9 protein-coding genes are annotated in these 14205 nt (G+C 31.2%); all 9 read right to left on the reverse strand.

What is annotated here, in order from left to right; all coding sequences use genetic code 11:
• Window positions 1-25: 25 nt before the first annotated feature.
• On the reverse strand, window positions 26-892 hold the full coding sequence (locus C661_RS21100; RefSeq protein ID WP_017413639.1) for a LicD family protein: 867 nt from the start codon (window positions 890-892) through the stop codon (window positions 26-28).
• A gap of 143 nt (window positions 893-1035) precedes the next feature.
• A complete protein-coding gene (locus tag C661_RS21105) occupies window positions 1036-2094 on the reverse strand; it encodes a polysaccharide biosynthesis protein (RefSeq protein ID WP_017413640.1) in 1059 nt (352 codons plus the stop codon).
• A 19-nt stretch (window positions 2095-2113) separates the two neighbouring features.
• A complete protein-coding gene (locus C661_RS0102100; protein ID WP_017413641.1) occupies window positions 2114-4003 on the reverse strand; it encodes a polysaccharide biosynthesis protein in 1890 nt (629 codons plus the stop codon).
• A 457-nt stretch (window positions 4004-4460) separates the two neighbouring features.
• Complete coding sequence (wecB, locus tag C661_RS0102105) at window positions 4461-5588, reverse strand: non-hydrolyzing UDP-N-acetylglucosamine 2-epimerase (protein WP_017413642.1); 1128 nt, start codon at window positions 5586-5588, stop codon at window positions 4461-4463.
• Between the two features lie 3 nt (window positions 5589-5591).
• Window positions 5592-6707, reverse strand: coding sequence for a polysaccharide biosynthesis C-terminal domain-containing protein (locus tag C661_RS0102110; protein ID WP_341349151.1), 1116 nt, complete (start codon window positions 6705-6707; stop codon window positions 5592-5594).
• A 12-nt stretch (window positions 6708-6719) separates the two neighbouring features.
• Entirely contained in the window at window positions 6720-7934 is a 1215-nt protein-coding gene (locus tag C661_RS0102115; RefSeq protein ID WP_017413644.1) for a glycosyltransferase family 4 protein, read from the reverse strand.
• Between the two features lie 3 nt (window positions 7935-7937).
• Window positions 7938-8834, reverse strand: coding sequence for an NAD-dependent epimerase/dehydratase family protein (locus tag C661_RS0102120; RefSeq protein WP_017413645.1), 897 nt, complete (start codon window positions 8832-8834; stop codon window positions 7938-7940).
• A gap of 12 nt (window positions 8835-8846) precedes the next feature.
• A complete protein-coding gene (locus C661_RS0102125; RefSeq protein WP_017413646.1) occupies window positions 8847-9446 on the reverse strand; it encodes a sugar transferase in 600 nt (199 codons plus the stop codon).
• 362 nt (window positions 9447-9808) lie between these two features.
• Window positions 9809-13888 carry an AAA domain-containing protein gene (locus C661_RS0102130; RefSeq protein ID WP_017413647.1) on the reverse strand — a complete coding sequence of 1360 codons (4080 nt, stop codon included), beginning with the start codon at window positions 13886-13888 and terminating at the stop codon, window positions 9809-9811.
• Between the last annotated feature and the right edge of the window lie 317 nt (window positions 13889-14205).

A 14205-nucleotide genomic window follows, 5' to 3' on the forward strand; every position in this document is an offset into this window, starting at 1 on the left:
AAAACATAATCTTATAAATTATTTTCTACATGTACAAATTATTTAACTCACTATATTCTTCAGTAGTTAAATTAGTTTTTATCTCTATAGAATGAGATGGTACTCTTTTATCTTCAGGTGGCAATGTCATGTAATCGCCATATAATTTCTTTAGATAATTATCATAATCGTTAGGAACTAAAAATTTCTTCTCTTCAAATTCAAGTTCCTTTAAAGGAAAAACATGTTCTTCCTTTAATTTAATATCAAAAGGTACTTCTACTCCAAAATCTATATAGTCCTTAGCTTCATTTTTGCTGTTAGATTTCTTTTGTAGTTTTCCCGAAAATTGCACTAACCACTCATAGTTTATAAAAAATAATAAAGAAAATACTATTTTACAAAACAACTTGTACAAATTTTTACCAAGATTCTTTATGAATGGCTTAGTAAAAGGTGCTTTTTTGAGCCAAAAGCTAACAATTAAGTTATTTATAATTCTCTTATATATACTTTTTCTTCCTTTATGTTCATAAAAATCCATGGGGAATATGTCAACAAATACTCCAATATGACCTTTTTCATTATTGTTTGATACCAGTATGCTATTTCTATCTTTTACTTTAATCCAAGGGTTTTGAGTATATTTATCACTGTCAGGAGTTTGTAAAAATAAGTTTTTAGGCAGTTTTTCTTTAGCTATAGCAATAAATTTATCATAATCCTCTCTCATCATAGCTAGGTCCACATCATCATCCCATGGAATAAATCCATCATGTCTCACAGCGCCTAATAAAGTTCCCGAATCTAACCAATAATTAATATTATTCTCCCTACACAGCTTGTCTATCTCCTGCATTATGTTAAGCATTATCTCTTGTAAAGCTCTTAAGTCTGTATTTTCTGAGTTCACTATAATCCCTCCAATGGAAAAAATTCACTGTTATATTGTGATTAATATAAATTAAACTTAAAGCCCCTTATATTTATACCACATTTCTGTACAAAAGTATAAAACTTTAAAGACTTTAAGCTTAACTTATTTTATGCTATATTCTAAACTAATTCATTTGCTACTTCATCTAAAGCATTTTTTTTGCTGTTATGACTGGCTAATTCCTTTTTTACATAAGGTAATTTTAACATCATCTCTTTCAATTCTTCCATTGTTACTTGATGTGTATTATCAGAGTTATACTCATCTAAATGTTGAATTTCCGCATTTCCTTCTGTAAAGTATTTAGAGTAATTAAGATCTCTATTATCTGCTGGTACTCTAAAGTATTTTCCCATGTCTTCTGCTTTCACCATTTCTTCTTTAGAAAGCAGAGTCTCGTATTTCTTTTCTCCATGTCTTGTTCCTATTATTTTTAATTTCACATCTGAATTAAATAATTCCTTAACAGCTATAGCTAATTGTTCAACAGTGCTTGCAGGAGATTTTTGTACAAATACATCCCCTTGCTCACCGTATTGAAATGCATGTAAAACTAAATCAACTGATTCTTCTAAAGACATTAAAAATCTTGTCATTGATGGATCTGTAAGTGTTAGCTCGCTTCCTTCTTTTAATTGACTTATGAATAGTGGAATAACAGATCCCCTAGAAGCCATAACATTACCGTATCTAGTAGCACAGAATATTGTTTCTCCTTCTTCTGCCATCCTTGCTTTTGATATCATAACCTTTTCTGCCACTGCCTTTGACATACCCATAGCATTCACTGGGTAAACTGCCTTATCTGTACTTAGTAAAATTACCTTCTTTACTCCATTTGCTAGTGCAGAATTAAATACATTCTCAGAGCCTACAATATTTGTTCTTACAGCTTCCATCGGGTAAAACTCACATGAAGGAACCTGCTTTAACGCTGCAGCATGAAATACGTAGTCTACACCCTTCATTGCATAGTTAATGCTATTATAGTCTCTTACATCTCCAATGAAATACTTTACCTTATCATTCTTTAAAGAATTCCTCATATCGTCTTGTTTTTTTTCATCTCTACTAAATATTCTTATTTCTTTAATATCCGTATTCAAAAATCGCTTTAATACTGTATTTCCAAAGGAACCTGTACCTCCAGTAATTAGTAAAACCTTATCTTTAAACATAATTCTTCACCTCAAATAATTATTTTTTATCTTCATGACTAATGGATGTAACTGCTACCTTTTCATGCTTACTTCTTTTGTAAGTTGGAACAATTTCCTCCACTTTATCCTTTATGGCTGCAGAGTTTTCTTCTCTTATAAGAAGTCCTAGTTCACAGAATTTTTCTTTTAAATTATTTATATCACTAAATGTAGGTTGCCCAACAAATATCTTATCATGCCCTGTTTTTTGTAGTCCCTCTTCTGCCATTAAGAGTTCTTCATATAGCTTTTCTCCTGGCCTTAAGCCTGTAATCTCAATTTTTATATCCTTATCAGGAGTGTATCCTGATAGTTTAATTAAATCACATGCAAGATCATAAATCTTAACCGGTTTACCCATATCAAGTACAAATATTTCTCCCCCCTGTGCATAAGCACCAGCTTGAAGGACTAACTGTGCAGCCTCAGGAATCAACATAAAGTATCTTGTAATGTTTTTATGTGTTACGGTTACCGGACCACCCTCTGCAATTTGTTTCTTGAAAAGTGGGATTACAGATCCATTGCTTCCTAATACATTTCCAAACCTTACTGCTACATATTCTGTATCACTTATTTTATCCATAGCTTGAATAATCATTTCACATACCCTTTTTGTAGCTCCCATAATATTTGTTGGGTTTACAGCTTTATCCGTAGAAATAAGCACAAATTTCTTTACCTGGTATTGATCTGCACATTCTGCTATGTTAAGTGTTCCAAATACATTATTTTTAATTGCCTCTGTCGGATTGTCTTCCATTAACGGTACATGCTTATGGGCTGCCGCATGGAATATAACTTCCGGTTTGTAAGTTTTGAAAATACTCTCTATTCTTTTTCTATCTCTCACAGATGCTATAAACACTCTTAAGTTCAGCTGTGGAAACTTCCTTAAAAGTTCATTCTGTAAGTCGTAGGCATTATTCTCGTATATATCTAGTATCATTAGTTCTTCTGGATTAAAGTTAGCTATTTGCCTGCACAATTCTGACCCTATGGACCCTCCTCCACCAGTGACAAGGACTCTTTTTCCCGTAAGATAATCAGAGATACCTTTATGATCAAGAATTATTGGGTCTCTTCCTAGTAAATCAGCCTCATCTACATCTCTTAACTGACTAAGAGTAACATTTCCTCCAATAAGTTCATACACACCTGGCATTGTCTTAACCTTAGCTCTAGTTTCACTACATAATTTTATAATTTCAGTTTTTTCTTTTGTATTCATGCTAGGTATTGCCAAAACTATTATATCTATTTTTTTCTCTTCTACTAATCGTTTAATATCATTTCTACCGCCAAAGACTTTAACCCCAGCTAGCATGGTATTCTTTTTGTCTTTATTATCGTCAATTAATACTATTGGATTGTACTTCATACTTGGGTGGGTTTTCATTTCCTTTATAACCATAGCCCCAGCAGTTCCTGCTCCAATAATCATTACATTTTTGAAAGCCTCTTTATCTATTCTACTAAATCTAAAAGAAATTCTTCCATAGATTCTAAAAATCATTCTAAAGCCCAAACTTAATATCATAACAAATACACCTGCAAGTATATTTATTTCCCAGGTTATTCTGTTTGCTGGTTCATAGGTTATATATATAATAAATATATTTGCTATTGTTGCCGCATAACAACCTACTACCCCCATAAGAAATTCTTCAGTTCCCGCAATTGTCCATAAACTCTTATACATTTTAAATATTGAAAAACTGATTAAGTATATGACTATTATGATGGGTAATATTTTAAGTAAATTATTTAACTTGTCTACTAATATTGGTTGGTCATAAAACCTGAAATAATAGGAAAAGATATAAGATAGATATATTAGTATTATATCTGTTGCTACAAATAATAAAGTCTTACTCTTATTTATCATAAATTTTTAATCCTCCTCGAACATTTAAAGCAAATATAAATCAATTAAGAACTAAAGAAATTATGACCTATGTTATACTTGTATACTACTAATTCCTTTAAATAAAACATAATTAGTCCTTCCTTACCCTTTAAATAAATATAATATAAACTAATTAAAGCCATATAATTAACAAAATTCAAAAATATATAACTCACCTATTTTTCGTAAAGTCCAATTATCTTTCTTTTGTATGATACCCATATTACACTCTACTAAATCAAAATTTAAAATCTACAGATAATTTTATCACATATAAACATAAGTTTAAAGCTATTATTCATTAAAAATATCTGTATATATAGCTACATTTGGTTGTATTTGTAACATTTCACCGAATATTACAGAAATTTTTCTAATAAAAATAGAAGTGAGATGGTATAATCTCACTTCTGTTTTTATAAAATTTAAATATAATTTAATTTTTATTCCATACTACATCATTAATTATTTTAGTGTAACTCTGAATTATTTTTACAACCTTAACAGATACATTGGTATCTCTATAATCTGTTGCTAAAAGTACTTCTTCATCATTTTCTTTCATATCCCTTGATAGTTGTATGGATTGAACTATATCCTCAGTAGTAATTCCACCTACAACTACAGACCCTTTATCTAAAACCTCTGGTCTTTCCGTACTTGTTCTAATAAGAACCCCTGGGAACCCAAGCATTGCTGATTCTTCACTTAAAGTTCCGCTGTCAGATAGAACACAAAAGGAATTCATTTGAAGTTTGTTATAGTCTAAAAAACCAAAAGGCTTTAATTGTCTTACTAGTGGATTAAACTTAATGTTTTTTTCTTCTATCCTCTTCCAGCTTCTTGGATGAGTTGAATAAATAATTGGCATATTATACATTTCTGCTACTTTATTTAAAGCATCAACTAGTGAGAATAAACTCTTATCATTATCTATGTTTTCTTCTCTATGTGCACTTACAAGAATATAGTTATCTTTTTCTAATCCTAATTTACTAAGAACATTAGATTCCATTATTTTATCCATATTTTTAGTTAATACTTCTTGCATCGGTGAGCCAGTAACAAAAATATGCTCTTTTCTAATACCTTCACTTAGCAGGTATCTTCTGCTATGCTCCGTATATGGTAAGTTAATATCACTAACATGGTCAACGATTTTTCTATTAATTTCTTCTGGAACATTTTGATCGAAGCATCTATTTCCCGCTTCCATGTGGAAAATAGGCACTTTAAGTCTTTTAGCAGCTACTGCGCTTAAACAGCTATTAGTATCACCCAAGATTAAAAGAGCATCTGGCTGTTCTTGTTTTAATATTTTGTATGATGCTGCTATGATATTTCCCATAGTTTCACCAAGGTCACTTCCAACAACCCCTAAGAAATGATCTGGTTTTCTTAAACCTAATTCCTCAAAAAATATGTCATTTAAATTATAGTCCCAGTTTTGTCCTGTATGTACTAGTACATGATCAAAGTATCTATCACAAGCTTTTATAACTTCTGATAATCTTATTATTTCAGGTCTTGTTCCTACTATAGTCATTACCTTCATTTTTTTCATTTTTTACACCTCCAAGAATATAGTGTCTGGTTTTTCTGGATTAAATACTTCATTTACCCACATAACTGTTACCATATCAGTATCACCAGTATTTATGATGTTATGAGTATATCCTACTGGAATATCTACGACTTCCAACTTACTTCCACTAACCTTATACTCCGTAACTTCCTCACTACCAACTTTTCTAAATTTAATTACACCCTCTCCACTAACAACTAAGAATTTTTCATTCTTGCTGTGATGCCAGTGGTTTCCTTTAGTTATTCCTGGCTTAGATATATTAATGGATACTTGGCCCCTATCATCACTCTTTAAGAATTCAGTGAAGGACCCTCTATTATCGATGTTCATTTTTAAAGGATAACTAAAACTACCTTCTGGTAAGTAACTTAAATAAGTACTATATAATTTCTTAGCAAACTCATCTACCATGTTCGGAACTCTTAAGGTTTCTCTATTTTTCTTGAAAGAGTTTATTAAACTAACAATCTCCCCTAAGGTTTTCCTGTAAGTAACCTTTACTTCATAATATTGTTTGTTAACATCTCTGCTTTCTTCACTTAATGCGCTAACAAAGGCTTCAACAACATCGTCTATATACACAAGGTTTACTTCTCTGCTTTCATCAGCAACCCAAACCTCTAACTCATTAGCTATGTTATGACAGAAGGTTGCTACTGCTGAGTTATAGTTTGGTCTACACCATTTTCCAAATACATTTTGAAGTCTAAAAATGTACACTGGTGCATTATTTTTATTTCCGTAGGTTGCTAAAACTTCCTCAGCCATTTTCTTGCTTTTACCATAATCATTATCTAACTCTGCCTGAATAGATGAAGTTATAAGCATTGGAGTATTCTTCTTATTTTTTTCTAATAATCTAACTATGTCCCCTGTTAACCCTGAATTTCCACTATAAAACTCATTTATATCCGTTGGTCTATTGACTCCAGCTAAGTGAAAAATAAATTCCGCTTCTAGAACAGCTTTGTTTAATTCCTCAAGGGTGTTATTAATATCATAAGTGACAATTTCATAGATTTTAAGTTCCTCTAACTTGGCAACAAGATTTTTACCAATAAATCCGTTAGACCCAGTAACTAATACTTTCATCATGTTGTCCTCCAATTAGTATTTAATATTTTTAAGGGAATTTTCTAATTTCTCTAGTAACAATTCCCTTGTGTAATTGTTTAAAAAATATTCTTTCCCATTTCTACCCAAGGCTTCTCGTTGCTCAGGTGTCATATTATATAACCTTAAAACATTTTCATACAAGCTTTTATAGTCTTCAGCTGGACCAGCTAAACCACAGTTGCTTTTTCGGATAACCTTCATGCCCTCACCATTAATAGCTCCTAATATTGGTTTTCCTGCTGCCATATAAGATTGAACCTTAGCTGGTAACGTTAACTTAAATATATCCTCATCCTTTAGGGTTACTATTAACCCCTGTGATGATTTAAAGTATTTGGGCATCTCAGTGGATGGCTTTCTTCCAAGTAGAATTACATTTTCCTCAAGTTTGTACTCTTTAACCTTTGCCTTTATGTTTTCAAATTCACTGCCGTCGCCTAGAATCACCCATTTTATTTCCGTTTTGTCTTTTGCAAGATTAGCTGCTTCTATTATGGTATCAACCCCTTGAGCCTTACCAATGTTTCCTGCAAAAGTAACTACAAAGCTGTTACCTAAACCTTCATCTTCAAGTTTATCCTGAACTGAGTTAGAATAATAGTCTTCTGCCCATTGAGGTAAGTATATAATTTTATTTGCATCAATTCCTTGTTCAACCAATTTTTCTTCATAACCCTGAGATGCTATGTATAATTGATGAAAGGCATTATACACTGTTATGCAAAACCTCTTTGCAATTTTTCTAAAGGTTCTATTATTGATATTTATAATTGAGTAAAAAGTCTCTGGCCATAAATCTTGTATGTATATTGAAATTGGAATTTTCCTAAACCATTTTAATAGTATTGCAGGTATTGCTGTTGTTATTGGAGATACCTGAAACACAAATATTCTATCATAGTCTTTGCCAAGCACTCTTGGCAAATGAAAGAAACTGGTGATAACAAAGGAAATATAGTTTAACCCTAACATTATAGCATTATCTTTCCCCCTAGGAACGAGAGGAACTCTCATGACTTTCATTCCATCATAATATTCAGTTCTTGGCTTAAACCAAGAGTATCCTTTATAATACTCTCCTTGAGGATAGTTAGGTAATCCTGTCAATACTTCAACCTCATGCCCTTTCTCCTTCAATCCCCTACATATATCATTTATTCTAAAGTCTTCTGGCCAGAAATATTGAGTTATCACAAGTATTTTCATTATTTAATCCACATCCGTTATTCTATATTTTAATCCTACTAGAGAATTTGCCTTCTCAGAAGAATAAATATTGTCGCTCATCAGTTTAATTGTATTCTCATGAATAAACTGAGATTTTATGAACTTATTTGCTATAAACAGAGTCTTCAAGAAAATCTTCGGTACATTTATAGCTGTACCCTTAGCAACCACATCTATTATATCTTTATAGGTATAAACTTTGCTATCTGATACATTGTAAACTTGGCACTTACCAACATTTAAATTTTCCAGTAAAACTTTCGTTAAAATTCTTATATTCTTAACATTGCACAAACTAAGCTTAAACTTTCCACCTGATACCATATAGTACATATTTTTAACCTTGGTTCTTCTGTCAATGTTTAAAGTAAACTCCTTTGTATACACAGGACATAACCTTAATATACTATAATCTGCTTTTAAGCTTTCCTGTATATATTCCTCTGCCATTCTTTTTGTTACAGCATAAGGAGACTTGGGGTTGCATTTATCGTCTTCTAAATAAACAGTTTTATTTAACTCTTCTCCATAAACTGAAATTGTGCTTAAGAATATGAATTTTTTTAAGTTTAGGTACTTGTTGCTTAAATCTACCAAGTTTACAGTTCCACCGTAGTTTACTTCTTCAAATTTATTGTATGATAAGTCATTACCTTTATTATGAGCAAGAGCAGCACAGTGAACAATTGCTTCAATATCTCTATTCTGAGAAAATATCTTTTCTAATTCCTCAGCATTAGATAAATCACATTGTATATAGTGTGAGCAGGAGTCATACTTTTCTCTTTTTCCAATACCTAAAATTTCATGATTTTCTTCTAATTCTTTTAAAAGCTCGCTTCCTACAATACCATAAACCCCTGTTATGAGTATTTTCATGCTTATCTCTCCTTATTTTGTAGGGTTTTGATTTGGATTACTTCCTTCAACAACACCTTCATTTTTAAGAACCTTTATTACTGTAAGAAATACAATTTTTATATCAAAAAGTAAGGATTGATTATCTAAGTATTCTTTATCAAATTTGACTTTTTCTTCTGTAGATAATTCATCTCTTCCATTGATTTGTGCCCACCCGGTTAAACCTGGTAAAACCTTATGAACTCCTAGCTTTGTTCTAGCTTCATTTAAATCCTCTTGATTAAATAAAGCTGGTCTTGGTCCAACAATAGCCATTTCACCTTTTAGTATGTTAATTAATTGTGGTAGTTCGTCGAGACTAGTCTTTCTCAAGAAACGACCAATTGGTGTAATAAACTTATTTGGATCATTTAATAAGTGAGTTGCTACATTAGGCGTATCTGTTCTCATTGAACGATATTTTAATATCCAAAACTCTTTGTTATTTTTCCCAACTCTTCTTTGCCTAAACAAAACTGGCCCTTTAGAAGTTAGTTTTACTAATATAGCTACCAACACCATTAGGGGACTTAATATTATAATTGAAACTAAGCTAATAAAAAAATCTAAAAATCTTTTTATAATAACCACTCCCTATTTTATTGCAATTTAAGTTTATTGTAACGATATACAGTTTTCAACAACACAATTCGATTTGTCCCTATAAAATAAACTATCTTTTTATCCATAGTAACATATATTTCTCTATATAATATAATATAGTTTTAATTATAAAACAATAGTTATATACAACCTTGTTTCCTTATTTACTCTCCTTGTACATTATTTAACATTTTAAAAATTAGTAATATAAAGCACTTTTATATTACGAAGAAATAACACCTTTAGTTCAAACGCAGAATGAACTTCCCCTAAAAAACTATTTGAAAAACAAAAATGGAAGCAGGCTAGCACAGCTCCCATTTTTACTGATTAAATTCCCGTAACTTACCTTAAACTAACTTTAAATCTCTTATTGTTTTAATAATCTTTTCCCTATTCCAGTAAAACTCACTACTTCTAATCTTTAAGAATTTCCACCCCGCCCTCTCTAAGGTCTGTTCAGAAACTAACTCTTCTTCATAGCTATAAGGCCTATAATTGTTTTTGCCTATACATTTTATAGCTAATTTTTGTTCTTCACCAATTACAAAGTCTATAGTATATTTGTTTATTTTAAGTTGCTTCACAACCTGTAAGCCTTCTTTATTTAACTCCTCGTAAACATCTTCTTCAAAGGAAGATAATATCAAATCCCTTGTCCCATTATCTTCAAGACACTTGTTTTCCTTATAGTTTTTCATATAATGTAGAAGTTCCCTTCTTACGCACTTAGGATTTAAATCTTCCAATTCAACAGAATGGAAAAGCCACATTTGATTTTTTGCTCTACTAGCAGCAACATTAAATCGTCTTTCATCTGAATCTTTGGATAGAGCTGCAAATCTTATATTATTTCCCACTACCATAGAAAGAAACATAACATCCCTTTCATCTCCTTGGAAAGAGTAGGCATCTCCGCAAACAATATTTCTTCTTACAATCTCCTCCATACCTATTTTATCTATAAGCATATTTTGTATTACCTCTGCTTGATTCTCCCCAAGAAGAGAAATTACTCCCATGGTCATGCCATCATATAAAGGATTTTCACAACATTGCTTTATAGTTTCTACAATTTCATAAGCTTCTTTGATATTTATAGGTTTATTTGAATCTCTAAAACCCTCTTCAACTTTTACAGTATTAATTGGTGTTAATGAGCTCTTGCTTAAAGAACACCTTAAAGGAACTATTTCTTTAGAATAACACAAATTGTTGCTAAACCCTATTATGTCCTCTAAAGATCTAAAATGCTCTTTCAGTACTAACCTATTTGGGAAAACTCTTAGAGCTGTATTATAAAGACTAGTCTTTAAATCAAACCACTGACTATGTGGAATTCCCTTAAGGTGTAAGTTTATAAGTTCCTCAACGCTATCACCATTTTTTCCTATAGCTTCTGGACTAATTTGCTTTTCATCTCCTACAATTACAGCTCTTTCCGCTCTCATCAGTACCGTTAAGGCTGATATATCACTTTGACTACTTTCATCCACAATAACTACATCAAACAGGTTTTCCTTCGGTTTTAGATTCTCAAGTACTCTATTGATAGGCATAATCCAAACGGGGATTACATCCTTACAATTTTCCATTTCCTTTTGAGCAAGCTTTCTATACTTAATGGCTTGGGCTCCGGTACCCTTTCCAATTCTTTTTATTGCCTCCATCCATGTAAACAAGCTTCTTTTTTGTGACTCAGTTGTCCTTTGTATTTGGTTATACCAAGCCTTCTTTGATATTGTTTCCCTTACTAGCTGCTTTTCTCTTATTTTCTCCTCATGTAAGAGTTTTTCCATTGCCATTACATCTATTCCCAGTATGTTTTGTATATAACTATTAAAGACTGCATACTTTATTGCACCTTCAAAATCCTCATAATCATATTTCATTAACTCTCTGTGGCTTAAACTCATTGCTGTATCTGCAAATTTAGGACATATCTCTATAAGCTTATTTCTTAAAGTAAGCAATTCTGATAGTTCGCTACTATGGCTTAAAATATAATTTACATTATTATAATATTGTTTTACATAATCTATATTTAATTCCTTAATCTTTCCGCAAAACTCTGCAAATACAGGATATTTTATAAGAGCGCCTTTTACCCTTTGTAGTTCTTCCTCGTATTCCTCAAATTCCTTTATGGTATTTAAACTCACTATTACACTTTTCAAATATTCATAGGTTTCCTTAATGAAAAAGTTTAACTCTTTATTAATTTTTTTCATTTTTAAAAGCTTCAGAACCTTATTTTTGTAATTCTCCTCGAAGCTAAGGATATTTTCTATGTCATTGGTAAACTCTTCAATAATACTTAGATAGTTTGAATCTACCACTGTTATAATTCGTCCTCCAAATTCCTTCACCGATGAATTATAATAATTTTTCATTGTTTTTTCTAAGTTTATGATTTCCAGGTAATTTTTTATTATATTACTCTGTTCAAGAGAATTAATACTTTCACCATCGATTAATATGTCCTTTAGAATATAATTCAAGTCCTTATGCATAAACTTAAAGATTGATCCTATTTTACCTTTAGTCCCTAACGTATTATGAATCACTTGAAAATCCCTTTTTAGCTTCATTAAATCTATGCCTTCTGGGAGTGTAATCCTATATTTATTTATATTAGCTTTAATACTATAAATTTTCTCCGACTCCTGTTTTATAGATGCAATAAAACTTTGCCAATACATCTTTCTTTCTTCATTTTGATAGATACTATTAAAAAGAGTTTCCATTACAGTTCCCTCATATTGGGTGAAAAACTTAATAGCTTCTTCAATAATATTAAGAAGATTTGTATTGGTATAAGTGGTATTTTCACTGCTATTCCAACCGTTAACATTAACTCTATGTATATATATCTTATCAATCATGTTTTTATATGCTTTCATATTAGAAGTTAACTTGTCCATATCCGGCAGCTTATTTGTAAAGTCACCAATACTTTCATAAAGGTTCAAGTGTTCTCTTGAGTGAATAGACTTTAACTCTAAAAATCTTTTAAACTCCTGATTAGTTAAGAACGTCTCTTGCTCCAAACCTATTGTATCCTCAATAAATGAGTGTGATTCTCTGTTTGCTTTAAGAAACTTAGACATTTCAGCTACATAATAACTATTTCCAAGGTAATTAACTTTAGAGTTTTCTAAGGTGTAAACTTCTTTTAGGTCATTTAAAAGCTTTTGTTGATTTTCCTCACATTGAGCTAGCTTATATTTTAATTCTTTATATTGCTTCTTCAAAGTTCCACTATCTAAAGAAAGGTTTTCTGTAATTTTTCTTACTGCCTCATCTAAGCTGTCCATAGCTCTTGAGTCATCTCCAAGTATACTCATGCAAAGAGACCTTATTTCCTCAGGTATTTTATCGCTTAGCACTTTTAAAGCCCTGTCTGTTTGGCTAGTAACAAGAACCCTTTTTCCATGTGCTAAAAGATGGCTTATTAAATTTACTATAGTGTGACTCTTTCCCGTCCCTGGTGGACCTTGAACCACAACTCCAAAGTTTTCACTAAGTCTTTTTACTATTTCCTTCTGCTCTTCGTTATAAGGTAATGGAAACAGAAGGTCCTCTCCAATATCTTTCCATCTATCTTTTTCTTCCTGTGAAACCTTTACCTCCTCTTCAGTAATTAAAGCTTCTATAGTCTTTGGTATGGTAAAGCCCTTTTCCAATTCATCTATCATAGAAGTTAGTTCAACATTCCAAAGTCTAGTATCCATTCTTCTAAAGACAATTACTGGTTCATTATATATGTTTACTCCGCCTTCACCTTCCAGATCAAGAAGAGATTGTACAGAAAAATATTCACTTTCTGTATTCAAGTTAAGAGCTGAGGTAATCTCCTCAATCCCTTTCTTAATTTCTTCCTCTTGTCTTGGGTTGATTCCCATGATTCTTACCTTATCAGAAGTTCTTACGAGATTTTCTAAGGAAAAGTTATAATTACTTAATTGGGTTGTACCATTTTTAGAGTTTATATCTTTGTATTCTAAGTTAGATAGCATATCTAATTCTATATTAGTTACATTGTTATAAGGCTTTAATATAAATTTGGATTTCTTTTCATTAAACACTAAATCCATCTTTGTAGTGAATACGGGATGAACCACCAAATCGTTACCAAACTTCCCTACAAGCAAACCATGTCCATAAATTATTTCCATGCTTTCGCTATTTTTTTGAAGATTTAAAAGCAGTTTAGAAAACTTTCCATAAATCTCCTTTGCATCCTTGGATATTTCAATCCAACTATCACTATCCTCACTATTGACAATATTGACACCTTCTAAGTTTCTTATTTTGTTTTCATAAAAAACTTCTTCGTATGCATCTATATTTAATGGTTTTTTATCATTACCATTTTTCACGCTATGTAAATAATTAAATATTTGAATTACCTTTTCATTTACGTCCACATCTATTCCTCCGTTTTTAACCTATATTATATAATACGTTTTAAAGCTTTAGCTTCACAAAACATTTTTATCTTTTGTCTCACTTTACCCATCTTTAAGAAAGATTTCTGCAGTGAAAGTGGCTATCCTTTATCATAATATCTATCTATATCTGAATATACCTTATAACTACTTATGTAATATTCTACATTAGATTATATTTTACCACATTATTAACTCCAGCTATATTATAATTGAAGCTTTACAATTTTAAAAGAACACTTTACAAATTACAACTCCTGATACCTTTTTAGTGTGAACTTTCAACAATCACTTAA

Origin of the sequence: Clostridium tunisiense TJ, from assembly GCF_000300195.1 — a bacterium.
Classification (GTDB): Bacteria; Bacillota; Clostridia; order Clostridiales; family Clostridiaceae; genus Clostridium_J; species Clostridium_J tunisiense.